Here is a 23,252-nt window from a genome sequence, read left to right on the forward strand (position 1 = left end):
ATGTACAGCAGCCGCCATGCAGAAGGCCGGCGCCCCGCGGGCATACTTTTACGTCCAAAAGGCATGGGCAGGAAAGAGGAAAACATATGAAGACCAACGACGAAAGAATGCAGGACATCCTGAAGCATCTGGAATCCTTAGACCATATCACGCCGGAAACCATTCCAAATATTGATCTGTACATGGATCAGGTCACTACCTTCATGGATGAACACTTAAAGGACACCAAACGCTATCCTGAGGACAAGGTCCTGACAAAGACCATGATCAATAATTATGCCAAGAACAATCTTCTTCCGGCTCCTAATAAAAAGAAATACTCCAGAGAACACATTCTGCTGCTGATATTTATATATTATTTTAAAAATCTGCTCTCTTTTCATGATATTGAGCAGCTTTTCCGCCCCATTACGGAAAAGCATTTTAATTCTTCGGATGGGATTCCTTTGGAGGACATCTACCGGGAAGTTTTCTCCCAGGTAGAAGGCGGAATCGACCGTATCAAGGAGGATATCCTGCAAAAATACGAGCACGCCAGCAAGACCTTTGAGGATAAGGGGCTGCCAAAAGATGATCTGGAATATCTCCGTCTCTTTTCCTGGATCTGTGAGCTTTCCTTTGATGTATATTTAAAGAAGCAGATCATTGAGCAGATTATTGATGATTTAAGAGAAACCGAACCAATAAACATAAAAAAGAAAAAATGATACATGAAAAACAGGGACAAGTACCGGCTCCCGGCTTGTCCCCTGTTTTAATCAGTCTTCTCTTTTTTCTTCCTCTAAACGCTTGAACACCATATCATATCCATCGTTTCCATAATTTAAGGAGCGGTTCACACGGCTGATGGTCGCAGTGGACGCCCCCGTTTTTTCTGCAATCTCCAGATAAGTACGGCCCTCTCGCAGCATCTTTGCCACCTCATACCTTTGGGATAAGCTTAACAGTTCATTGACTGTGCATACATCCTCAAAAAAAGTATAGCACTCCTCTGAAGATTTTAAGGTCAAAATGGCTTCAAACAGATGGTCTACCGCATCTGTTTTAATCTTTTTATTCATAGTATCGATCAATCCCCTTTTTCTTGTTTTTACCCTTAGGTGCATTTTAACATACTAAAGTTGTAAAGTCCACCCTTCGGAGACATCATGAAAGCATAAATTTTTCTATAACATGAGCCACTCCGTCATCGTTATTGGAAAGGGTCACATAATCAGCGGCCAGCCTCACTGGGAGAACTGCATTTTCCATAGCAACGCCAAGGCCTGCATACTGGATCATGGACAAATCGTTGTAGCCGTCTCCGCAGGCAATCATCTCCTCCCTGCTCATGCCAAGCTTCATAAGCAGACGCTCCAGACTTGCCGCCTTGTCAACTCCTTTAGGAAGTATCTCCAGAAAATAGGGTTCTGAACGGTAAACGCTGTAATCACGCCCCAAGGCCGCCTTTACCTTTGGTTCCACCATGGCAAGGTAGTCACCTTCATCAAGCATCAGGAATTTTACAACCGGAAACTGTACATAAGCCTCCATATCCTGGATTTCTTTTACTTCCAGTTTGTTGATGGTTGATTCCTTTTCCACATATTCATCCCCGGCATTGGGAGTGATGATCAGATCATCCTCGTAGGTAAGGATGTTCACTCCATGTTCCTTTGCCATGCGGATGATTCTGGAATTTGAGGACACAGGCAATTCTCTTGCAAAAACCGTTTCACTGGTTCTGCAGTCAATGATGCGCCCTCCGTTAAAGGACAGGATGTATCCTCCTGACTCATGAAGCTCCAATTCTCTGGCAAGGGGCATCACCCCGTAAGTCGGCCGTCCGGAAGCCAGTACAATGATTCCGCCCTGTCGTTTTAATTCAAAAAGTGCCTCTTTGGTCCTGGGTGTGATCTTCTTATTCCTGTCGGTCAGCGTCCCATCCAAATCCAGCACAATCATCCGATAGTCCATTGAATTTCTCCTGTTTTGTAAATTTTACTATAGCAGTATAACACAGTTTCTCTTCTTATTCCATCCTAAAATACAGAAATATATAAATGGACGGAACTGCAGCCTGACCCCTCTCATACAATGCCACTAGGAGAGAATAGGAAAGGGAGAATCATATGAAAAAGACAATCGCCTTATTCCTGGTTGCATTCATGCTGGCTGTCTCCCTGACAAGCTGCAGAACCACGGCCAGGAAGCATATAAGACCTCTTTTTTATCATGTATCTGTCAGAGCTACAGTATTATGACTCAAGCGTCTATTATCGTGTCGGATTCGCCAAATGCTGCTTTGCGCCCGGCTCATTGCTTTCATGGTATTATAAAATTTTGTAAGACAAAGTACCTTCCCATATTCTCATAATAAAATGTAGTATTAAGATTTCTCAAAGGAGGATTTTATGAGAAAAGCCTATCACTTACTTCTGGCGGCCATACTCACCGGAGCATCTATACTTAGCCTGACTGCCTGCGGCCCAAAAGCAAAGGCATCTGAATTAACTCCGGTCACACTAAATGAAGTTGCCCATTCCATCTTCTACGCTCCCCAGTATTCAGCCATTGAACTGGGATATTTTGAAGATGAAGGCATTAACTTAACCTTGGTCAACGGAGCCGGCGCCGACAAGGTCATGACTGCTCTGATATCAGGCGATGCTGATATCGGATTTATGGGTTCTGAGGCCAGCATCTATACTTACGCAAACGGTTCTAAAGACTACGCCGTCAATTTCGCCCAGCTGACCCAGAGAGCCGGAAACTTTCTTGTAGGAAGAGACTCTCAGCCTGGCTTTAAATGGACAGATCTAAAAGGCAAAAAGGTACTGGGCGGAAGAGCCGGAGGAATGCCCCAGATGGTATTTGAGTATATCCTGAAAAAAAATGGCATTGACCCTGTCACAGACTTATCCATTGACCAGAGCATAAACTTTGGCCTGACTGCTGCGGCATTTACCAGCAATGACGCAGACTATACCGTGGAGTTCGAACCATTTGCCACAGGGCTTGAAAAAGAAGGCAACGGCCACGTAGTGGCTTCTCTTGGCGTTGATTCCGGTTATGTTCCTTACACTGCTTACAGCGCAAAGAAGAGCTATCTGGAGAAAAATCCGGAAACCATTCAGAAATTCACCAATGCCATTCAAAAAGGTCTGGAATACGTGAATTCCCATTCATCGGAAGAAATCGCAAAAGTGATCCAGCCTCAATTTAAGGAAACCGACGTAGCCACCATTGCAGCCATTGTTGAACGCTACAAGGCACAGGATACCTGGAAAAAGGATACCGTGTTTGAAAAAGAGAGTTTTGAGCTTCTGGAAAATATTCTGGAGGAATCCGGACAACTAAAGGAACGGGTTCCCTATGAAACCCTTGTGACCACAGTTTATTCCGAAAAGGCCGCAAAATAAATCCCATCTTTTTTATTCAACAATCAATATATAATATAAATAAATTGTACCCTGATAGTAAGACACAGAAAAAGAGGCTGTGTCTAACCGTCAGGGTACAATTTACTTCTTTTCCTCCACAACCAGGTTCTTTCCTATCATGAAGAGAACCTGATTCTGCTCATCAATGGCACAATACATCAAATAAGGAAGACAATATGCTCGCGCAACATAGGAAGATATGATATATTTTTACGTAGAAGCAAAATCAAAATAGGAAGATGGAAAGGACTTGATAGAATGGACTTAATGGAAACAATCCTCACAAGAAAAAGTTATCGTAAAACATTCAAACCGGATCATGTACCTGATGCCGATTTAAAAGAGATTCTGGAAGCTGGCGTAGCTGCTCCTTCCGGCTGTAATCAGCAGACAACCTGCTTTATTGCAGTAAACGATCAGAAAACGGCGCATAATCTGGCTGCTATTTATGGTGCTTCATGGGCACTTACCGCTCCTGCAGCAATCATTTTGTTGTCAAAAGAGACGATTTCCTATAAGGGTAATTCCTACCACATACATGATTACTCCGCCGCAACCGAGAATATTCTTTTGGCTATAAATGCAAAGGGATATGCAACTACCTGGGTCGAGGGACAAATCGAGGGAGAAAAGGCAAAAAAAATGGGGGATCTTCTTGGCGTACCGGAAGATTTAACGGTAGTTATCTATATGCCTTTGGGAATTCCAGATGAAGTAAATCCTGGTGTAACAAAAAAACCATTTGAAGATAGAGCATGGTTAAACGGATACGGAAAAGAATTTTAGTTTACATAGGATATAAAAAGAACCAAACCTGACAAAGTAAATCTTGTTAGATTTGGTCCTTTTTCTTATAGTAATCATTGTCAGGAAACGCTCCTGGCATGGTTCTGGTTATCTACCTGATAATAGGCAGTATTCCAGATGGGAAGGTCCCTCCATTATTATAACCCATTCCAGGAACCATCCGCTCCCACTCTGTATCCATCAGGAGTCACGGTATCCGTAAGCAGGGCACCTCTGACTCCATCTGAAACCGCATTAAAATAGTACCATTTTCCGTCCAGCAGTTTCCAGCCTTCGGCCATCTGTCCCTGAACAGCCGCTCCCGGCCGGTCAAGATAATATTTTCTTCCATTATCTTCTATCCAGCCGATCAGCATATAACCTTCTTTGTTAAAATAATACCAACCAGAAACACCATTCCAGGTAACATATTCCCAACCCAAGGCACTGGTCCGGTCGGCTGTATAGTTAAACTTCCAACCCTTCCCATCCATTGCCCAGGAACCTGCCGCCGGAGATTTTCCATCAGAACGTGTGGTGCTAGGTCCGCCGGTCACGTTAACAGGGAGGCTTGCATTTGCTCCTGTTCTTGAAATTATGTCTTCAGAAGATGACTTTTCAGAGGATGTATTTTTAGAAGGCATATTTCCAGAAGGCGTATCACCAGGATTCGTCCCGTTTTCATTATCTTTAGGATTGGAAGGATTTTGGTTATCATCTTTACCGCCCGAATCCTGACCCTGGGTAACAACATAGTTGAATTTAGGGCTTATGGTCGCTGTATACTTGAAAATACCGCCTCCTCCTGCACACCCACAGTTCGCCGTAGCAGCAGATGCACTTCTGGTCTTTGTGCCGTCGGATTCATTTGTGTAACTCATGACCTCATTGTAGAGATCCTCCGTTTTATCTGCCTCTGGAGTTGTAATGGTTGTAATATCTGTATTAACTGTAAATCCGTTTTTCGTAGAAATGGTAGTGTCTGCCGGAATGTATAAGCCATAGTTTGTGCCTTCATCCCACTCTCCATATCCAAAATAACTGTTTAAATTAATTGCAAAGCAATCAAAAACGGACCTTTGTAAATTTTTATTTTTATACTCCACTTTTTTCAGACTTTCACAGTATGACAGGGAGCAAGGCTCCGTCCTGGCAATGCTGGCCGGTAAGGTAAGGCCGGCAAGATTTGTACAGTAGAAAAATGTGTCAGAAGGAAGATTTTTTAACTTCATATTATCCGGGAAGATTACTTTTTCCAGATCCCGGCACCATTCAAAAGTGCAGGTACCCATGGTCTCCAGCGATGCCGGCAGTTTTATATACTCTAAGAAACTGTTGCGGAAAACACCGGTTCCCATATACCGGATGCTATCTGTCAATTCCATGGTTCGGATGCCGCTTCCTGAAAAAGCAAAATCTCCCAGTGTGGTTACCGTAGATGGAATTCCCACATATTCCAGAGAATCGCAGCTGCTGAAACAGCCGTTATCTATGACTTCTACCCCGTAAGGCAGCGTTATGGTTTCCAGCTCTGAACAGGAGTTGAACGTAAATGCCCCTGTATTCTTTAAAGCAGAACCCTCTTCAAATACCACATCTTTAAGGTTTTTATTCAGATAAAATGCACGGTCTCCAATGGTCTTTACGGTTTTTGGAATCTTTATGCCGGTCAGTTTGCTGCATTCAAATGCCTCCACTCCAATTTCTTCCAGGCCAGCCGGCAGTTCAATGCTCTCCAACGGGAACCTGTCAAAGGCTCTGTTTCCAATCCGCTTTAAAGATGCGGGAAGGGTAAGCTCCTGAAATCCGGTTGCACCATAGAAAAAGTTATCTGGGATTTCTGTTACGCCTTCAGCAATTTCAATGGTCTTTACCTTACAGTTGTCAAGCACATAGGTTCCCCATTCTATATTTGGCGTAATAGTCATGCTGTCTAATGTCCTCTGGGCAAATGCTCCGTTTCCAACCTTCTTAAGGGTGGCAGGAAATACGATCGTATTCAGATTGTCGCCTTTGGTGGAATCCCAGTTGTCAGGTCTCTGTCCTGCTGGAACCTTAAATGCGTATCCGCTGATTTCCTCTGCGCCCTCCAGGATTTTATATATAGTATCTTCCCTTCCATTGGGATAATAAAGCAATGTTTTCTTATCCTTGGTGTAAAGCACGCCATCTACATCCGCATAGGACGGATTATCTTCACTTACATTTATTTCTTTAAGTCCATCACACCAGAATGCCTCGGCAGCAAATTCTTTATCCCCAATCAACCCTACACCTGCCGGGATCTCCACCTTTGTCAAATGGGCATACTGGAATGCTCCCTGGCCAATTCTCTTAAGGCTCTGGGGCAGAGTGATCTCTGTAATAGCATTACATTTGAAGAAAGCGTACTGTTCAATTGTCTCCAGACCTTCCGGCAGTACCACCTCCGATAAAACTTGGCAGCTTTCAAATGTATTTTGAGCTATGACCATTATTTCCGTCTGACTTAAGTCGGCACGTTCAAGAGCAAGACACTGATAGAAAGCATTACTTCCGATCGCTTTCAGACTTCCAGGGAAAGTTACACCGGTTAGATTCTGACAGTTATAAAAAGCCTTACTGCCGATACCGGATAGCGTGTCGGGGAATGTTACATCTTTTAGTTTCTTACAGTTATAAAATGCTTCATTACCGATACTTGTCAGCGTGTCAGGGAATGTGATTGTCTCCAGACTGCTGCAGCCGTTAAACGTCCCATCTCCAATGGAGGTTATTCCTGCTTCTATGGTTACCGTTTTAATTTTTGTATTATTCTTAAATGCTCCGGCTTTAATCTGCGTAACATTTTTTCCATTGAGGGTTTCTGGAATCGTGATAGAAGTTTCCTTGCTTCCGGATTTTAACCCTTTGATAATCACTCCGCCGGATGATGAATCTTCCACTGCATCCAGATAATCCTCTGGTTGTGGAACGGAAGGTGTATCGCCTTCATATAGGTCAAGGTCACCTTCAAGTGCATTATTACCGTTCTCGTCATATAGCCACTCTGCTAATGCCTCAAAATATTCACTCTCTAAGTTGCTTGGACAATGGAACGTTAGGCCGTCGGTTCCCTCACCACATTGATAAAACGCGTTATTACCAATGGAAGGTACATTGCCATAAAAAGAAACCGATTCCAGAGAAAAACTGCATGAAAAAGCATCATCTCCTATTGTTTTAATCGTATCAGGTATGGATACTCTTTCAATGTCAGAATATTCAAAAACACCATCTCCAATCCCTATCACGATTACGTCATTAATTTCTGACGGTATATCCACAACCATATCATTTCCATTGTACTCGGTGATCACACCTTTTCCGTTGATCACAAAATCATCGCTTGATACAGCAACCCGTACCATTTTAGTCGATACAGCCTGGTCCAACGGCTTATTCTGCTCTCCATCCACATTTCCTGTCAGAGCGTCATCTGTCACTGGGCTTTCATTTTCCGGCTTTGTTTCATTCTCATTTTGCTGATTTTCGTCCGCTTTCTCTTTTTCTGTCTGGTTTTCTTCCGTCTGACTTTCTTCCGGCTGACCTTTATCCGTCTGGCCCTCTTCCGGCTGATTTTCTTCCGCCCGACTTTCTTCCGGCTTGTCATCCTCCGGCTCGCTATGGTCTTTCTCGTCCGTTTCCTTACTCTCTTCCGTGCTGTCGTTCTCTGAATCAGCAACCGTTTCTTCGGATTCTTGAGTTTCCTTTTCCTCTACCAGCTCCCCTTCATTACTTTCGTCACCTGTATCAGTAACCCCTTCGTCAGGCTCCTGACTTTCCTGTTCCTTTACCAGTTCCTCCCCATAAACAGGCAGATTTAAAGGGATCGCTGTTGTAAGGACTACTGCCGCCATTATGGAGGCTGCTGCTCTCCATACTCCCTTGCCTCTCACATGTTTTCTTTTCATTTTTCTCTACCTCTCCTTTACTTATAATATTTGGATCCAAACATAACATCCGGTTATGTTTTTCCATTTGTACCTGGGCTGCAATAAGAGGATTATCAGCCTTCCTTCTTATTTCAGCGTTCGTTTTAGCAGGTTAGACCACTAATTGCCAGAGCGTTCACATTACCAGACAAATTAAATCAGCAATGAGCAAACGATAACTCCCCACTACCTGTCATCACTGATTAGAGGATTACTTATAAACACCTCTGGTATTGATGTCTCCAAAAGCAAACCCATAATCGCCATCATGGGACTTCTGGGTAAAGTCGTGGAAAAACCTTTTTTAATCCGCCGCACCGCAAGAGAACTAAAAGAGCTGGCCTGCTCTTTCAAAAGCTTATACGATAAGACTTGAATCATTGTGGAGTACACCGGCAAATACTATCCCCCTTAGCACGGTATCTCCCGCTGATTCCGGTTCTTATGTCAGCGCAGTCCATGGGATTATCCATGGCTGCGATAACAACTCTGTCCGTAAGGTTAAGACCGGCAAAGTGGATGCGGTCAGAATTGCTGACTACGGACTTTCTAATTGGGTACATTTAAAGCCTTATGCCCCGCAGGAGGATACCCGGCTCCTTTTAAAAGCTAAATAGACGCCAGTACACCCAGTACTCGAACCTCATATCAGCTTTCAAAAAACAATTCCTATTCTTAATCAGGCCTTAGCAGGCGCCGATACCTATTTCCTTGAACTACGCCCCCATATAATAAAGTAAGGGTAACGCCATCAGCGAAGGCGGAGGCTTCCATGATTTTCTCTCTCCCATAGAACCAGGAAAAAAACACTTCTCGCCTTCACAGCAGGCTCTTCACCCTTTGTAAATTTTAAGTTTAGAAATATCTAAATTTATGTAGATAAAAATGTTTTAAAAATGGCAATTCGCTATTCTCAAACGAGAATAACGATGGTATAATAAAAGTTAGGTACAATTTTTTTTAGGTCACCTAACTTTTTTTGTTTATTTTCACTATAACAGCATTATATTTAAAAATCAACCCTATTTTTTTAATAAGGAGCACTTTGCATGAATTTTCAATTTTTATCTTTCCTGCCCATTTTAGCTTCCCTGATTATAATGGCCCCAATCGCCGAATCCCCAGCCGTAACCCAGGAAATTCCCAGCCTGATTTCCCAATGGGAAGATACTTTCCCTTCTCCGGTTGCTGTGATACAGCTGCCCAAAGGATTGTCTGATGATTCCATTTTTGATCTCATTGACAACTACGAGATAAACTGCGCTTCCTTTCCCTGTGAAGCCTCTGACCTAAGTTTTACCTCCCTGTCGGAGAAGGGGGATTTCGGCACCTATGAAATCCGGTTATCCATGCAGGCCTCTGAAGATTCGCTTAATACAGCGGCAGACAGCCTTTCTTTTGCAATGATCCAAATGGCGGAAGACGTACGCCGTACTGCCCCATCGAGCCTGCCTCAGGATCTTCTTAACACAGCTTTCCAGAAGGTATCCGGCAATGCTTCCTACGATTACGCCCTTGCCTCCCTTTCCGGTACCGGCCGCATGGCGGAATTTATGCACTTTGACCGTACTGCTTATGGCGCCCTGGTTACCAAAAATACTGTCTGCACCGGCTACTCCAGAGCGCTGAAAGGAATATGTGACCAGCTGGGAATCCCCTGTTGGGTCATAATCGGTACAAAAAAAGGAATCGCACACAGTTGGAATGCCGTTAAACTGGGCGACCAGACTTCCTATATAGACTGTACCGCTGCCGCCGTGGGAGAACTGGAATTCGATCCTTTCCTGTTTGACAAGGCACTGGCTGACCGATATCAATACTCTCCCGCCTTATATTCCATCCCGCCGTGGGAGTCGGGGAGCCGATGAAACGTACTCTTATCATAATGCTGCCCTGTTTCAAGGTAACCGACGCTGCCACCATTGCAGCCATTATTGAACGCTGCAAGGCACAGGATACCCAGAAAAAAGGATACCGTGTTTGAAAAAGAGGGCTTTGAGCTTCTGGAAAATATTCTGAAAGAATTCGGACAATTGAGGGAACTGGTTCTCTATGAAAACTTTGTGGCCACAGTTTACTCTTGAATGAAAGACATGCCTTATAGGATTTACATATATTTCCCGGTGTAACGAAGCGTCTGGTAGTAATCTCCACTAATTCTATCTATTATCTCCTCAGAAAAGTTACGCCACAGAAAGAAGACGGATATTTCGTAGAGGAGGATGGCGAACCCGGAGTACAGCGGGCATCTGTGCCATCGGATTTATGATCTGTCCGCCCTGCGGGAGGCGGGAGTACGTCTGCCGGATACTCCCCTTGAGACGGGATTGAAAGTACACTTAAAATCACTGGGATATCTTTAAGATCATTTTGAACCCATAATTAAATCTCATCTTTTTTAATCTTTCAATCAGTGCTATAATAAGAATTGCAGGGTCGTGCTTGCTGCGGTCCTGTAATTTTATGCAATGATTGGAGTGAAACTTATGAACATCGTACTATTAGAATCCCTGGGCATCCCGGACTGCCTTTTAAATGAATACGCAAAGCCTCTGACGGATGCCGGTCACTGCTTCACCTCCTATCCGAAGGATACGGATCCAGAAGTCCAGATTCAACGGGCCAAACAGGCAGATGTCATCATGATTGCCAACATGCCTCTGCCCGGGCAGGTAATATCCGCCTGTGAGCATTTAAAATTCATAGATGTTGCATTTACAGGTGTTGACCACGTAGACCTGGAAGCAGCAAGAAAAAGAGGAATCAAGGTCAGCAATGCAGCCGGATACTCCACCGAAGCCGTGGCAGAGCTTACGATCTGCATGATGCTCTCTCTTCTTCGCAATGTGCCCCAGGTGGAAGCCCGGTGCAGGGAAGGGAAAACAAAGGACGGCCTGATAGGCTGCGAGATTATGGGAAAAACAGTGGGCATCATAGGCGCCGGCGCGATTGGTACAAGGACTGCCGAACTCTGTTCCGCCTTTGGCTGTAAGGTTCTTGGATACAAACGGCGTCTGACCGGGAGCGAGCCTTCATTTATTGAATTCGTATCCCTTGACGAGCTGTTATCCCGTTCTGACATTGTAAGCCTTCATTGTCCTTTAAACGATGATTCCCGCCATTTAATAAACCGGGACACCATTGCCAAAATGAAAAAGGGCGCATACTTAATCAACGCTGCAAGAGGGCCTGTTGTGGATTCCAATGCCTTGGCTGAAGCGTTAAATAACGGCTATCTTTCCGGTGCCGGAATCGATGTCTTTGAGACAGAACCTCCCCTTGATCCGGAACATCCCCTTCTTAAAAGCAAGAATACCATCGTTACCCCTCACGTGGCCTTTGCCTCGGTGCAATCCATGGAGGCCCGGGCAAAAATCGTTTTTGACAACATTAAAAATTGGATGGAAGGCTGTCAGTCAAACATCATTCTTTAAAATATTTGCCGGGTAAAAAGCAAGAGATTTTTTGTCTCATTTGCATAAAAAATACTTGTAATTCAGAATCTTCGTGCTATAATTTAGACATGGGGATATAGCTCAGATGGGAGAGCGATGCGTTCGCAACGCATAGGTCACGAGTTCGAGTCTCGCTATCTCCATGTAATGGAAGTATAGCTCAGCTGGGATGAGCGTTCGCCTCACACGCGAAAGGTCATGGGTTCGAGCCCCATTACTTCCAGTATCCCATAAACTAAGAAAACACCGGAATTCCTGCAATATAAGGAATCCCGGTGTTTTTGTTTTTCATAGAATATGGTTATTTTTCAGATTTTGATACCCAAGCGACACTTATCCACAATAATGTGGAAATAATTGTGGATTGATTGTTAATGTCTGAACATTCGACACAAAGCCGCAAATTATTACAGGTTTACTGTCATTAATTATACACAATCACAAAGTAAGGCAAGCTTGAAGGCATGTTACCAGCATCATGCTGATAGTTAGAAATTGTTTCATTTACAAAATAAAAAATCTCCTAATATGCATCGATCATTTTTACCTTTTCGTCCCGCCCCATCAGCTCATAATAATTACGCCATTCTTCAAGGGAATGTAAAGGAATTCCAATACCATTTACTTCTGTATAATCATTGATTTCTTTCTTTTTCAAAGGAAAATAATATTCCTTATCATTATTAACAATAGTAAAACCTGCCATTACATCAATATCAACTCCGTCAACGATGAACTCCATAAAACTTTTGGATTTGTATTTAGCATTTGGATTCGGCTTCTGAAGATTTCCAAGAGATAACAAAACATCTTTAATTATTTCCGCATCTTCTTCAACCGCTATAATATCTATATCATGAAATTCAGATGTGATTCCTTTGAAGTATAACAACAAAGAGGCTCCAATGGCCCATGTAACATTTTTCTGATTTAATTCTTTCGCAATTTGTGATAATACTGTCAGCTTATTTTCTATACTTTCCATATCAACACCCCCTGAATTACTATTTATATATGACTTTATCCCAAAAACAACCAGCTATCAATATTTAGTTTCCAATGTACTATTCTTACTTTCACAAACTCTTCACAGTTTTATCAAATTCCCGTCACAAATTTCCGGTATATTAAAGACTGTAAAGAGGCCAATAACCTTAAAAGTAGTACTTTTTTTCATAACAGCCGGCAGGATCGCCCCGATCTCGCCGGCTCCCTCCCTTTTTATCACACAAATCTTTAATCACTTTACTTATTACTTATTGCACTAAAAAACTGTCAACTAAATATTGATCGTTGGCTGCTTTCTCCGTAATATCTGTCTGCTGTCTGAATAGTACCTCAAAAAACTTCCGTTATCCCTCCATTATCATCGCTGTTTCAATTTTCCCTATGCACTCCACCAGCTTTAGCCAAACAACCTGATGCACTCTTTTACCCATGTACAGCAAAAACACCGGGAATCCCTGCTTCCGCCAGGATTCCGGTGTTTCTATTTTTTGAAAGATATGGAACTATTTTTTACCCTGGTACTCTTTTCTGCAATTAATATTTTCCCAGTTTCATATGTCCTGCAAGTTCTGTTTTTGATCTTTGTTTAATTACCCATGCTTCATCCTTTGCCTGGGTAAAAGCGGATACACATTTAGGATCTAAATTATCCTCAATACCTTCCTTACTTAATGCAATGATTTTTTCTGCCAATGTGATGATTTCCATATGAATGGCATTGGTCCGGTCAGAGCGATAGATTCTCTCAGCATCTTCGTCACTGAGCTCCTCAAATTTCTCTGCACCCATTTTACATTTTGGACATTTTTCCGGTGGGGTCTCTCCTTCATAAACATAGCCACATACTGTACATCGAAACAGCTTCATAACAATACGCCTCCTTGGTTAAAGAATATTTTTTAACTCCTGATAATTATTATATTACCTGCTATGCCGTATTTGTCAATCCATTAAAGGCATATTAACCTATTCCCTTAAGATTTTAGGGAATTAAGGGGCTTTGGCAAACAAGCTCCTCTTCCAGCTCCGTCCCATGTACCTGCAGGGATTCCGGTGTTTTTGTCACAGCGGAATGCCGTGCAAATTCCTGCCATCAGCAATCAGCAGTATCAGACAGCCGCAGTGTCAAAATCTTTTACAGATCTAAATTAAAACAAACCTCTATGCTGCTCATAATAGTACTCCTGCTGCATAATATAAAACAAATGCTCCTTTTGAATCAGACCTGGAGGCTGAAATTTGGAAAAAATTCTGGACAATAACTACTATGACCTTATTATTAATAACGTTTCAATCCCAATGTATGCTTCCGAGGATAACATTACTACGCTGAATTTCAGGCACTCTCTGCTTCATGTCCTTAAGGAAAGCTCGGATCCCTGCAACCTGGGCCTGTATCCTTATCACAGTTTTCCGACTCTCTATGTGATAACCTCTACTGTCAGCATTGAAAAATCAGGGATCGGCACCGTACAGAGAAATCCTTTTTTAGGCCTGTTTGGGCGGGGAATCATCGTTGGAGTTATAGATACCGGAATTGATTACCAGCACCAGGCCTTTCTTTATAATGACAACACCACCAGAATTCTCTCTATCTGGGACCAAACTATCCAGACCGGCCCCATTCCCGAGGGATTCACATTTGGTACAGAATATAAAAGAGAGGTTATCAATCTGGCCTTGAGATCAGATAACCCCTTATCCATTGTACCTTCCGTTGACACCAACGGCCATGGCACATCGATCGCAAGCGTAATCGCCGGTAAGCCAAATGCGGATGGCACCTTTTCCGGCATTGTTCCGGAATCCGAACTGGTGGTTGTAAAGCTGAAAGAGGCAAAGCAGAATCTAAAGGAGATCTTTTTTGTACCGGAAGACGCTCTTTGTTTTCAGGAATCTGATATTATCCTTGGAATACGCTATTTAAATTCTTATGCGCAAAGCATCAGCCGCCCCGTGGTCATATGCATTGCTTTGGGAAGCAGCCAGGAAGGGCATGACGGCAGCGGCGCCCTCAGCAATTACCTGAACTATCTGGGAAGGCTTCCCGGAATCGGCCTTTCCGTTTCAGCAGGAAATGAAGGAAATAATCGGAGGCATTACTTTAATAACACCACGGAGCCTCCATTTTACAATGACTTTGAATTAAGAGTCGGGGAACAGGATAAATTATTTTCTATGGAAATATGGCCTTATGCCCTTGGACGGTTCGCCGTTGATATTTCAACTCCAAACAGGGAATCCACCCAGTTAATCTATCCCACCATTGGCTCCTGCAGAATGTTCAACTTTATTTTTACCCCAAGCGTGCTCTGGGTGAATAACTTTATCTTTGAGGAAGAAACCGGGGACCAGCTCATATTGCTTCGTTTTAGGGATGCCCTGCCGGGAGTCTGGAGCATCCGGGTCCAAAGTGTTGAAAATGAGCCGATATCCTTTCACTCCTGGCTTCCTTCCGGTAATCTTATTTCAAATGATACCTTTTTTCTTAACCCAAATCCAGATACCACCATAACCTCTCCCGGCAACGGCCTTCACCAGCTGACAGTGACTGCCTATAACCAGTTTAATGACAGCATACTCATAGAATCAAGCAGAGGTTATACAAGGACCGGACTGGTCAAACCAGATATTGCAGCTCCAGGCTACCAGCTGCCCTGTGCCGTCCTGAGGAATCAGTACGGCACAATTACCGGAACAGGGGCAGCCGCCGCTCATACGACCGGCGCTATTGCCATGATCTTAGAATGGGGAATTGCAAGAGGGAATTATACATCCATGACAGGATACGATGTGAACCGCCTTCTTATAAGGGGCGCCAGGAGGGAAGGGGCCAATGTTTTCCCAAACAACATATGGGGATATGGCCAATTGGATGTAAACAATCTGTTCCGAAGGCTTACCAATGTATAATCTGTCTGCCGGGACCGGCGTAGATCCCTGGATCCAGGGTCACAGAATGAATGGGCAGACAAGGCTTGGCAGCCGGGTACGCGTAAGGGTGTCCCCCTCTATGAATATCATAGTTCGGGGACGCCCTTTAAAATTTGGATTTTTACGTCGTTTAATTCATTAAGGAAATGTGATATTTAAACTTCCGATAAATCTTCCATATAATAACTGCCGGCATACTGAAAAACAGATACAGAGTGGACACTCCACCTATGATTGCATAAACAACAATCAATAAAATAATAATGGCATTCATATATCACGCCTCCTTTTCTGCCTTTATTTTAGTAAAAATTACCATAAAAAGGAATAGAAAAAAGGCGATCTTAACACCATCTTAACAAAGCGCTGCCGTGACAATCCACATGGATCTCCTTTATAATGGAATTCGCTTGTATTTCCAATATAAGCGAACTGTTGATGAGTTACTATACAAAGGGAATGATAAATATGGCAGAAGTGACAATGTGCCAAAGCTGTGGTTTACCTTTTAACAAAGAACACTCTCATTTCATTACAATAGAGCCTGACGGAAGCTTGTGCCCATTATTTTTTCCTGAGTCTTGAATAGTAGGTATCTTCCATGGGAAGCTTTGGCCTTAATACATGGTCACGGGCATAGTAAGCTCCCTGGACAGCAGGTGCTGTGGGTATGGTAGTGATCTCCCCAATTCCCTTTGCACCATATGCCACTCCAAGCAAATCTTTCTTTTCCACGTAAATGGCATGAATATCGGGAATCTGGTCAGCTCTCATCAAGCCAAGGGTTCCGTATTTTACCTGGGGAACACAATCCTTTAAGGGCCAGTCTTCTGTCAGTGCATAGCCAAGGCCCATCAGAACTCCCCCTTCGATCTGCCCCTGTATTGCAATGGGATTGACCACCTTTCCAGAATCATGGGCAGCGTAAACTTCCTTTACACGTCCTTCATCATCTATAATGACCACATGGGTCGCGAACCCGTAGGCAACATGGCTTTTCGGATTAGGCTTATCCGCCCCCAGCTTATCTGTAGGCTCAAAATATTCTGAGAAAAATACCTTTCCTTCAAGGGCGGCTAAATCTCCGTCTGCCTCCTGCAATGCCTGACTTAAGTCTAAAGCAGCCATGCGGACCGCTTCTCCTGTAATCAGGGTTTGGCGGGAACCTGATGTTGTTCCTGAATCAGGAGCCACTTCCGAATTAGAGCCCATGTTTTTAATACACTTTCTTGGCAGCCCCGTTGTCTCTGCAACCATCTGTACAAATACCGTGGCGCAGCCCTGGCCGATATCGGAAGCCGCCGCATAAATTTCCACGATTCCGTTTTGAACCGCCAGCTTTGCCCGCCCTTTATCAGGCAGGCCAACGCCTACACCTGCATTTTTCATAGCACAGGCAATGCCCGCCCGTCCTGGATTTTGTTCATAGGCTTCCCGTACCGCCTCCAGGGTCTCTTTCAAAGCTGTAGAGCAGTCCGCAATCTGACCGTTTGGTAAAACCTTGCCCGGCTCAATGGCATTGCGGTAACGGATCTCCCAGGGGGATATCCCCACCATCTCTGCCAGTATATTGATATTGGATTCCAGGGCAAATTCACTTTGACATACACCGAAGCCTCTGAATGCTCCTGCCGGCGGATTATTGGTATAATATCCAAAGCCCCGTATATCCGTATTCTGATAGCAGTACGGTCCCACCGAATGGGTGCAGGCGCGCTCTAATACCGGCCCGCATAAAGACGCATAGGCACCTGTATCAAAGTAAATCTCACAGTCCAATCCGGTGAAAATACCATTTTCATCACAGCCAAGTGTAAAGGTTCCCTCCATGGGGTGGCGTTTTGGATGGAAATTCAACGATTCCTGGCGGGAAAATTTCACCTTTACCGGACGTTTTACCTTCAGGGCAGCCAATGCAGCAATATGCTGGACCGACACATCTTCCTTTCCGCCGAATCCGCCGCCTACCAGCTTATTTTCAACCACAATGCGGTCCTGCTGGTCTTCCCAGTTTAACATCATGGATATTTCATGTCTGGTATCATACACCCCTTGATCTGTAGAATACACTTTTACTCCATCTTTATAAGGAAATGCAACGGCGCATTCCGGTTCCAGAAACGCATGCTCTGTAAAAGGCGTTTTATAGCTTCTTGTTACTACGTATTTGGAATTTTCCAGAGCTGTTTTTGCATCCCCACGGGTCACATGGCGTGACTGGCATAGATTTCCATTTGGATGAATGGCCGGGGCTCCTTCCGCCTTGGCTTCATGAACATTTCTGACCGGCTCCAGTTCTTCATAGTCAATCTGGACCAGCTTTTTGGCTTTTTCCAGTATCTCTTCTGTTTCAGCAACAACCAGACAGATTGCATCGCCCACACAGCGGGTGATATCTCCTTTTGTGATCATTACATCCCAATCATGCTGGATATGTCCGACCTTGTTGTTTGGAACATCCGCAGCAGTTAAAACTGCCAGCACTCCCTGCAGAGCCAGAGCCTTTTCCATATGAATATCAAGTACCCTTGCCCTGGGATATTTGGAGCGCACCGCCGAGGCATATACCATTCCATCAAGAACCACATCATCCGGATATTCGCCATACCCCAGGACCTTTTCCCTGACATCGATACGAAACGCCCGCTTTCCTACGCCAAAATCGTCACCTGTTTCCAAATCCTTTTCTATGGTCTGTTCCCCACGGAAAATTGCAGCCGCAAGCTGGATTCCTTCAATGATTTTTTTGTATCCTGTACACCGGCAGATATTCCCCTTGATTGCCACCTTGATTTCCTCTTCCGACGGATCAGGATTTTTATCGATCAGGGCTTTTCCCGCCATAACCATACCGGGAATACAAAATCCGCATTGAACCGCACCTTTGGATCCAAATGCATAAACAAATGTCTCTTTTTCTTCACTGCTCATCCCTTCTATTGTTATAATATTGCGTCCCACTGCCCTTTTAGTGGTCAGAACACAGGCCTTTACCGCCTTGCCGTCTACAATGATGGTGCAAGTCCCGCAGGCTCCCTCGCTGCAACCATCTTTCACTGAAAAAAGCCGGAGATCATCACGCAGATACCGGAGCAGTGATTTATCCTGTGATGTTTCACATGTTCTTCCATTTACAGTAAAACTATATATTTTATCTTCCATTTCCTCACAAATCCTTCTCTACCGCATATTTATTGTTTTTCTCACTGTCCATGCTGTTTAAAGCACCGTAAAAATCCCATCCCTGTCAACGATGGTGCCCCGTGGACATTTTACCGCGCACATTCCACAGCTGATGCATAGATCTTCGTCAATGACCGCGCAATGACCCGTCACATGGATTGCCCCCACCGGACAGTTTTTCTCACAGAGCCGGCAGGAAATACAGCTCACCTCACATACTCCTTTTGCATCTGCTCCCCTGTCATGGTTGGAACAGCGGGGCATGATTGCCAAATCCGGCGGGATCAGGCGAATCAGATTTTTCGGACAGGCCTTCACACATAGACCGCAGCCCACACATGCTTTCGGATCTACCTCTGCCGTTCCATGGGAATTAATATGAATGGCCTTCAGCCGGCAGGCAGAAACGCAGCTGCCAAATCCAAGGCATCCGGAGGAACATTTAAGGATTCCCTCCGGATATTTCTCCATAACACTGACACAATTACCTTCTATCGCAGTTCTATCTGTTATTTCCGCTGCCCGCCTGCCCCCGCTGCAATAGACCAAAGCAACCTTTTTCTTCTTTTTCTGTTTCACAAGAAACTCATCCTTTCCATCCTTTTTCATAAAGACACGTAAATCGTCTTTTTACAGAATTCTAAATACAGAATCCTATTTTCAATATCATATAATTTTTTTACTTCCCTCCTATCCTCTCTCACAAGCTTTCCATGCTTTTTTCATCCTTGTCTTTTTGTAATTAACAAAATTTTTTAGATAAAAATAGAACAAATCTTGAAAAACTTGTTCAAACTGTCTAAAAAGCAGGAGGAATTTTCTCTTTTTTACCGATATAATTATATTAATATATCGGATTTAAAAAATCAAGCTAACAAAAATTTTGATTTTTTTATTTACGTTCCCCTTGCCACACACCTAAAAACTTTGTATAGTAAATTTGAGGTGATGAACGATGCGCGTAATTGCAAGAGTAAGGATCGGAAAAGATAAAATTTTCATGGGTAAAGGCGTAAAAGAAATGTTAGATGCCATTGAAATGTATAAATCCATTAAAAAAGCAACGGAACACACGGGGATTTCCTATCCAAAGGCCATCCGGATGATCCGGACCCTGGAAGAAGAACTGGGTTTTCCTGTTGTTATTTCTGAAAAGGGCGGAAATGAACGGGGAGGAACCCGTTTAACAGATAAAGGAAAAGAAGTCCTTGAAACCTATCGCAGGATTGAGAAATCCGTGGACGAATATGCAAAAAAGCTTGTTGAGGAAGAATTTCATTTTTAATATCCCAATGAGCAGGAAAGGATTTTCCATATTTTACAGAGCACTTTTCAAAAACGCATATTTTTTCCAGCCACTGTGCATACTCAACTCGTGAGGTGATGATATGAAGCTTTTGAGTCTCTGCGAGATCATATTTCAGTGTGCTTTATTTGCGTTAATAATTTTTCATGTTTTCAAACGGGAATTTAAGTTAATGAAGTCCGTTATCTTAGTATTTGTATTGTCATTCTTACCGGAATTATTAAATGCCTTATTTCGAATAAGAGTTGATGCTTTCAGCATCTTCGTGTATTTTATCATCATATTTATGGCATTGTACCTTGGAAGCTCTTTCCTTTTTTATGATAAATATAAATGGTGGGACCGGGCAATACATTTTCTGTCCGGCATCGGGTTTGCGGGCTTTGGAATTGCAATTGCAGGCACAAACTCCGGCATTATGAAACTGGTAGTTCTGTTATTGGGCTTTACCTTTCCCATAACTCTTCATGTAATTTGGGAAGTACTTGAATATTTAAGCGATTGCATCACTCATGGAAATGCACAGCGGTGGCAGAAAATCAATGCTTCTAATAACCATGTATCTGAAAAAGCAATTCAGCCCGCAGGTCTTGTGGATACAATGAATGATGCGATCTGCTGCATTGCCGGCTCCGGGCTTGCAGTTCTTATCTGGTGGTTTGTTATATAGCCACGAACCGATAACTCATGAATATATTCCTATATGCTTCTGAATATTTTTTCTTAAAAACTTTATAATATCTTATAAAACGAATTGAGGTGATTCTATATGCCAAAAGGAAATATTATTCCGGAAGCAAAGGCGGCCCTTGACCGGTTTAAGTATGAAATTGCAGAAGAGACTGGCTTCCCTATAAATAGCAATGATTATGGTAAGATGACATCTTATCAATATGGTTATATGGTTAAAAGAATGATTGAAGAGCAGGAAAAGCAGATAATGGATCAATCTTTATGACCATTTTAAGCGTTGACAGTCAAATAGCATTACCATATAAAAATCATATGATCAGAGAGGTCTAACCATGGGAAAATATAACAGCGGTGCGGAATTACCGGTGGGTTTTGGTTTGGCACTTGAAGAATATAAAGCAATGGATTACTTTTTCTCCTTACCCACTCAGACACAGCAGCAAATTATCGATCAAACTCTTATGATACAGTCGAGAGAAGAAATGCTTGCTTATGTTCAGTCTTTAGTGGCACCGAAATAAATAACAATCTCCAATTAAAAAACAGCCACACTTGCAAAAAGGCAGATACCTTTCACAAGTGTGACTGTTTTTTAATGAATCTCAATGATAAAAATAATCAGCTCTGGCAAAAGCCGTGTGCTACCGGAGTTCGTCCCTCCAGAACGCCACCCTCTTCTCATTTATCTCCTTTATCTTCTCCGGATCCACCTTGAAATTTCTCCTGATATCCATTAATCCATTGATTTCCTGCTGCACATCCGTGACCTGGGTATAGCAATAGCCGAGACATAGGGAATCCAAACATTATCTCCTGTTATGCTGTCAATCCCGGCTGCCGGTCTTTTACGTCTTAAAACATTCCATGGATTACCGAATTGCTGCTGTTAGGAAATTGTTATAATTTCCAGGATTATTTCCAAAACAGAAAAATCTTGCTGAATTATGTCTAATCTTATGATAAAATGAAAAAAGTTTTTTCATTAATAAATATGGCCATAATAATATAAAATCCTGCTATATGGCACTTATTTTCATTCGTGATGAAAGAATAATAAAAAAGGAATCTTATGGAAGAATAGGACTGGTTAAATTATGGAACCGAAATTAGAAAAGAAATATGGTCTTTTTACAGCCATTGCAATGGTTGTAGGTATCGTCATCGGAAGCGGTGTGTTTTTTAAGGCGGAAAAGATTCTTACGGCAACCGGAGGCAATTTAAAAGACGGCATCCTGGCATGGGTGATCGGAGGCATCATTATGATTTCCTGTGCTTACACCTTTTCTGTCATGGCTACCAAATATCAGTATATCAATGGTGTGGTGGATTACGCGGAAGCAACAATGGGAAAAAAATATGCCTATTATGTCGGCTGGTTTATGGCTGCAATTTATTATCCCACAATCACCTCGGTGCTTGCATGGGTCTCCGCCCGTTACACCTGTGTAATCTTTGGCTTTTCCATTACAGGCGGAGAATGTATGACCATCGCCTGCCTTTACCTTGTTTCAAGCTTTACAATGAATGCTTTGTCTCCTGTTCTGGCAGGGAAATTTCAGGTAAGCACCACGGTCATTAAGCTGATCCCACTCTTTTTAATGGCAGTTGTCGGAACGTTCACAGGGCTTCGAAATGGTATGACCATGTATAATTTCACCCATTACGTATCCCAAAGCACTTCCAACGGTTTGTTTACGGCTGTTGTGGCCGCCAGTTTTGCCTACGAAGGCTGGATCATTGCAACCTGCATCAATGCAGAATTAAACAATGCAAAGAGAAATCTTCCCCTGGCTTTGATAGCAGGTACATTTATTACCATGTCTGTTTATATCCTGTATTATATTGGTTTGGCCGGAACGATTAAAAATGAAGTGATGATGGCTGGCGGCGAAACCGGCGCCAAGCTGGCATTCCAGACGGTTTTCACCTCTGCAGGCGGTTCCCTTTTGTTTGTGTTCGTCATCATATCATGCCTTGGAACCTTAAACGGGCTGATGCTTGGCTGCACACGTGGGATCTATTCCATTGCTGCAAGAGGTCTTGGCCCAAAACCCCGGGTTTTCAGCCAGGTTGACCCGGCAACTAATATGCCTGTTAATTCCGCAATTATGGGGTTGTTTCTTTGCGGCATCTGGTTATTTTATTTTTACGGGGCAAACCTGACCGCCAGTTGGTTCGGGTTTTTCAGCTTTGATTCTTCGGAATTGCCCATTATCACAATTTATGCCCTGTACATCCCTATTTTTATTATGTTCATGGCAAAAGGGAAAGGGCTTAATTTTTTCAACCGGATACTTATGCCCTCCATTTCCCTTGCTGGCTGTGTATTTATGATTGCTGCCGCCTGGTTTGCCCACGGAATTGCTGCGGTTGCTTATCTGATTGTATTTTTTGCTATCATGGCATTTGGCGCTGTGCTTTTGCAGAAAGCAAAACTGCCGTTAAATGAGGTACCACATAAATAAAGAATGAATGTGAAATTTAAAAGTACTGCAAATCCGGATCTTTATAC

The 23,252-nt window shown here is 43.2% G+C and carries 23 protein-coding genes and 2 tRNA genes; 15 read left to right on the forward strand and 10 right to left on the reverse strand.

The features are described 5' to 3' along the window. Window positions 1-86: 86 nt before the first annotated feature. Complete coding sequence (locus ABFV83_RS09630; RefSeq protein ID WP_349948644.1) at window positions 87-707, forward strand: DUF1836 domain-containing protein; 621 nt, start codon at window positions 87-89, stop codon at window positions 705-707. A gap of 51 nt (window positions 708-758) precedes the next feature. Here the strand turns inward: ABFV83_RS09630 and ABFV83_RS09635 are convergent, their stop codons facing one another. Then, the gene (locus ABFV83_RS09635; protein WP_025232421.1) at window positions 759-1,061 is read right to left on the reverse strand and encodes a YerC/YecD family TrpR-related protein; all 303 of its coding nucleotides are present in this window, start codon (window positions 1,059-1,061) and stop codon (window positions 759-761) included. Window positions 1,062-1,146: 85 nt separating this feature from the next. Then, the gene (locus tag ABFV83_RS09640) at window positions 1,147-1,956 is read right to left on the reverse strand and encodes a Cof-type HAD-IIB family hydrolase (RefSeq protein ID WP_349948645.1); all 810 of its coding nucleotides are present in this window, start codon (window positions 1,954-1,956) and stop codon (window positions 1,147-1,149) included. Window positions 1,957-2,111: 155 nt separating this feature from the next. Between ABFV83_RS09640 and ABFV83_RS09645 the strand changes: the two genes are divergently transcribed. From ABFV83_RS09645 to ABFV83_RS09655, 3 genes are all read left to right on the forward strand, one after another. After that, on the forward strand, window positions 2,112-2,243 hold the full coding sequence (locus ABFV83_RS09645) for a hypothetical protein (protein WP_349948646.1): 132 nt from the start codon (window positions 2,112-2,114) through the stop codon (window positions 2,241-2,243). A 150-nt stretch (window positions 2,244-2,393) separates the two neighbouring features. Next, window positions 2,394-3,401 (forward strand): ABC transporter substrate-binding protein, encoded by a 1,008-nt coding sequence (locus ABFV83_RS09650; RefSeq protein ID WP_349948647.1) that lies wholly within the window; start codon window positions 2,394-2,396, stop codon window positions 3,399-3,401. A gap of 279 nt (window positions 3,402-3,680) precedes the next feature. Beyond that, complete coding sequence (locus ABFV83_RS09655; protein ID WP_349948648.1) at window positions 3,681-4,208, forward strand: nitroreductase family protein; 528 nt, start codon at window positions 3,681-3,683, stop codon at window positions 4,206-4,208. A gap of 158 nt (window positions 4,209-4,366) precedes the next feature. Here the strand turns inward: ABFV83_RS09655 and ABFV83_RS09660 are convergent, their stop codons facing one another. Both ABFV83_RS09660 and ABFV83_RS09665 read right to left on the reverse strand, forming a co-directional pair. Then, entirely contained in the window at window positions 4,367-8,140 is a 3,774-nt protein-coding gene (locus ABFV83_RS09660) for a leucine-rich repeat protein (RefSeq protein WP_349948649.1), read from the reverse strand. Between the two features lie 398 nt (window positions 8,141-8,538). Continuing rightward, window positions 8,539-8,724 carry a hypothetical protein gene (locus ABFV83_RS09665; protein ID WP_349948650.1) on the reverse strand — a complete coding sequence of 62 codons (186 nt, stop codon included), beginning with the start codon at window positions 8,722-8,724 and terminating at the stop codon, window positions 8,539-8,541. 486 nt (window positions 8,725-9,210) lie between these two features. Here ABFV83_RS09665 and ABFV83_RS09670 point away from each other — a divergent pair, with 486 nt between their 5' ends. From ABFV83_RS09670 to ABFV83_RS09690, 5 genes are all read left to right on the forward strand, one after another. Then, the gene (locus tag ABFV83_RS09670) at window positions 9,211-10,029 is read left to right on the forward strand and encodes a transglutaminase domain-containing protein (protein ID WP_349948651.1); all 819 of its coding nucleotides are present in this window, start codon (window positions 9,211-9,213) and stop codon (window positions 10,027-10,029) included. A 354-nt stretch (window positions 10,030-10,383) separates the two neighbouring features. Next, entirely contained in the window at window positions 10,384-10,524 is a 141-nt protein-coding gene (locus tag ABFV83_RS09675; protein ID WP_349948652.1) for a hypothetical protein, read from the forward strand. Between the two features lie 123 nt (window positions 10,525-10,647). Continuing rightward, window positions 10,648-11,595, forward strand: coding sequence for a 2-hydroxyacid dehydrogenase (locus ABFV83_RS09680; protein WP_349948653.1), 948 nt, complete (start codon window positions 10,648-10,650; stop codon window positions 11,593-11,595). Window positions 11,596-11,686: 91 nt separating this feature from the next. After that, window positions 11,687-11,759 (forward strand) — tRNA-Ala (locus ABFV83_RS09685). Between the two features lie 6 nt (window positions 11,760-11,765). Next, a tRNA-Val gene (locus tag ABFV83_RS09690) sits at window positions 11,766-11,839 on the forward strand. Window positions 11,840-12,139: 300 nt separating this feature from the next. On the opposite strand, the gene ABFV83_RS09695 is transcribed toward ABFV83_RS09690, so the two are convergent. Beyond that, on the reverse strand, window positions 12,140-12,601 hold the full coding sequence (locus ABFV83_RS09695) for a hypothetical protein (protein WP_349948654.1): 462 nt from the start codon (window positions 12,599-12,601) through the stop codon (window positions 12,140-12,142). Window positions 12,602-13,158: 557 nt separating this feature from the next. Then, on the reverse strand, window positions 13,159-13,491 hold the full coding sequence (locus ABFV83_RS09700; protein WP_349948655.1) for a rubredoxin-like domain-containing protein: 333 nt from the start codon (window positions 13,489-13,491) through the stop codon (window positions 13,159-13,161). A 372-nt stretch (window positions 13,492-13,863) separates the two neighbouring features. On the opposite strand from ABFV83_RS09700, the gene ABFV83_RS09705 reads away from it, so the two are divergent. Further along, window positions 13,864-15,537 (forward strand): S8 family peptidase, encoded by a 1,674-nt coding sequence (locus ABFV83_RS09705; protein ID WP_349948656.1) that lies wholly within the window; start codon window positions 13,864-13,866, stop codon window positions 15,535-15,537. A 151-nt stretch (window positions 15,538-15,688) separates the two neighbouring features. On the opposite strand, the gene ABFV83_RS09710 is transcribed toward ABFV83_RS09705, so the two are convergent. The 3 genes from ABFV83_RS09710 to ABFV83_RS09720 form a co-directional block, all read right to left on the reverse strand. After that, entirely contained in the window at window positions 15,689-15,832 is a 144-nt protein-coding gene (locus ABFV83_RS09710; RefSeq protein ID WP_347844286.1) for a hypothetical protein, read from the reverse strand. A 290-nt stretch (window positions 15,833-16,122) separates the two neighbouring features. After that, window positions 16,123-18,720 carry a selenium-dependent xanthine dehydrogenase gene (gene xdh / locus ABFV83_RS09715; RefSeq protein ID WP_349948657.1) on the reverse strand — a complete coding sequence of 866 codons (2,598 nt, stop codon included), beginning with the start codon at window positions 18,718-18,720 and terminating at the stop codon, window positions 16,123-16,125. A 57-nt stretch (window positions 18,721-18,777) separates the two neighbouring features. Continuing rightward, window positions 18,778-19,320 carry a 4Fe-4S binding protein gene (locus ABFV83_RS09720; RefSeq protein WP_349948658.1) on the reverse strand — a complete coding sequence of 181 codons (543 nt, stop codon included), beginning with the start codon at window positions 19,318-19,320 and terminating at the stop codon, window positions 18,778-18,780. A gap of 376 nt (window positions 19,321-19,696) precedes the next feature. Here ABFV83_RS09720 and ABFV83_RS09725 point away from each other — a divergent pair, with 376 nt between their 5' ends. From ABFV83_RS09725 to ABFV83_RS09740, 4 genes are all read left to right on the forward strand, one after another. Beyond that, entirely contained in the window at window positions 19,697-20,026 is a 330-nt protein-coding gene (locus tag ABFV83_RS09725) for a LysR family transcriptional regulator (RefSeq protein WP_349948659.1), read from the forward strand. 103 nt (window positions 20,027-20,129) lie between these two features. Next, a complete protein-coding gene (locus ABFV83_RS09730) occupies window positions 20,130-20,717 on the forward strand; it encodes a hypothetical protein (protein WP_349948660.1) in 588 nt (195 codons plus the stop codon). Between the two features lie 99 nt (window positions 20,718-20,816). Then, window positions 20,817-21,005 (forward strand): alpha/beta-type small acid-soluble spore protein, encoded by a 189-nt coding sequence (locus tag ABFV83_RS09735; protein WP_349948661.1) that lies wholly within the window; start codon window positions 20,817-20,819, stop codon window positions 21,003-21,005. A 67-nt stretch (window positions 21,006-21,072) separates the two neighbouring features. After that, the gene (locus ABFV83_RS09740) at window positions 21,073-21,261 is read left to right on the forward strand and encodes a hypothetical protein (RefSeq protein WP_349948662.1); all 189 of its coding nucleotides are present in this window, start codon (window positions 21,073-21,075) and stop codon (window positions 21,259-21,261) included. Window positions 21,262-21,381: 120 nt separating this feature from the next. On the opposite strand, the gene ABFV83_RS09745 is transcribed toward ABFV83_RS09740, so the two are convergent. Continuing rightward, a complete protein-coding gene (locus ABFV83_RS09745; protein WP_349948663.1) occupies window positions 21,382-21,543 on the reverse strand; it encodes a hypothetical protein in 162 nt (53 codons plus the stop codon). Between the two features lie 291 nt (window positions 21,544-21,834). Here ABFV83_RS09745 and ABFV83_RS09750 point away from each other — a divergent pair, with 291 nt between their 5' ends. After that, complete coding sequence (locus ABFV83_RS09750) at window positions 21,835-23,205, forward strand: APC family permease (RefSeq protein ID WP_349948664.1); 1,371 nt, start codon at window positions 21,835-21,837, stop codon at window positions 23,203-23,205. Window positions 23,206-23,252 lie beyond the last annotated feature (47 nt).

The organism is Lacrimispora sp. BS-2 (assembly GCF_040207125.1).
Lineage (GTDB): Bacteria > Bacillota > Clostridia > Lachnospirales > Lachnospiraceae > Lacrimispora.

Excerpts from the sequence above, each read along its gene's own strand:
- ABFV83_RS09700 (WP_349948655.1), bottom strand. The coding sequence starts at position 13,491 with ATGAAGCTGTTTCGATGTACAGTATGTGGCTATGTTTATGAAGGAGAG.
- ABFV83_RS09655 (WP_349948648.1), top strand. The coding sequence starts at position 3,681 with ATGGACTTAATGGAAACAATCCTCACAAGAAAAAGTTATCGTAAAACA.
- ABFV83_RS09740 (WP_349948662.1), top strand. The coding sequence starts at position 21,073 with ATGGGAAAATATAACAGCGGTGCGGAATTACCGGTGGGTTTTGGTTTG.
- ABFV83_RS09695 (WP_349948654.1), bottom strand. The coding sequence starts at position 12,601 with ATGGAAAGTATAGAAAATAAGCTGACAGTATTATCACAAATTGCGAAA.
- ABFV83_RS09645 (WP_349948646.1), top strand. The coding sequence starts at position 2,112 with ATGAAAAAGACAATCGCCTTATTCCTGGTTGCATTCATGCTGGCTGTC.
- ABFV83_RS09710 (WP_347844286.1), bottom strand. The coding sequence starts at position 15,832 with ATGAATGCCATTATTATTTTATTGATTGTTGTTTATGCAATCATAGGT.
- ABFV83_RS09635 (WP_025232421.1), bottom strand. The coding sequence starts at position 1,061 with ATGAATAAAAAGATTAAAACAGATGCGGTAGACCATCTGTTTGAAGCC.
- ABFV83_RS09640 (WP_349948645.1), bottom strand. The coding sequence starts at position 1,956 with ATGGACTATCGGATGATTGTGCTGGATTTGGATGGGACGCTGACCGAC.
- ABFV83_RS09680 (WP_349948653.1), top strand. The coding sequence starts at position 10,648 with ATGAACATCGTACTATTAGAATCCCTGGGCATCCCGGACTGCCTTTTA.
- ABFV83_RS09660 (WP_349948649.1), bottom strand. The coding sequence starts at position 8,140 with ATGAAAAGAAAACATGTGAGAGGCAAGGGAGTATGGAGAGCAGCAGCC.
- ABFV83_RS09730 (WP_349948660.1), top strand. The coding sequence starts at position 20,130 with ATGAAGCTTTTGAGTCTCTGCGAGATCATATTTCAGTGTGCTTTATTT.
- ABFV83_RS09750 (WP_349948664.1), top strand. The coding sequence starts at position 21,835 with ATGGAACCGAAATTAGAAAAGAAATATGGTCTTTTTACAGCCATTGCA.
- xdh (WP_349948657.1), bottom strand. The coding sequence starts at position 18,720 with ATGGAAGATAAAATATATAGTTTTACTGTAAATGGAAGAACATGTGAA.
- ABFV83_RS09725 (WP_349948659.1), top strand. The coding sequence starts at position 19,697 with ATGCGCGTAATTGCAAGAGTAAGGATCGGAAAAGATAAAATTTTCATG.
- ABFV83_RS09675 (WP_349948652.1), top strand. The coding sequence starts at position 10,384 with ATGGCGAACCCGGAGTACAGCGGGCATCTGTGCCATCGGATTTATGAT.
- ABFV83_RS09650 (WP_349948647.1), top strand. The coding sequence starts at position 2,394 with ATGAGAAAAGCCTATCACTTACTTCTGGCGGCCATACTCACCGGAGCA.
- ABFV83_RS09670 (WP_349948651.1), top strand. The coding sequence starts at position 9,211 with ATGAATTTTCAATTTTTATCTTTCCTGCCCATTTTAGCTTCCCTGATT.
- ABFV83_RS09735 (WP_349948661.1), top strand. The coding sequence starts at position 20,817 with ATGCCAAAAGGAAATATTATTCCGGAAGCAAAGGCGGCCCTTGACCGG.
- ABFV83_RS09665 (WP_349948650.1), bottom strand. The coding sequence starts at position 8,724 with ATGTACCCAATTAGAAAGTCCGTAGTCAGCAATTCTGACCGCATCCAC.
- ABFV83_RS09630 (WP_349948644.1), top strand. The coding sequence starts at position 87 with ATGAAGACCAACGACGAAAGAATGCAGGACATCCTGAAGCATCTGGAA.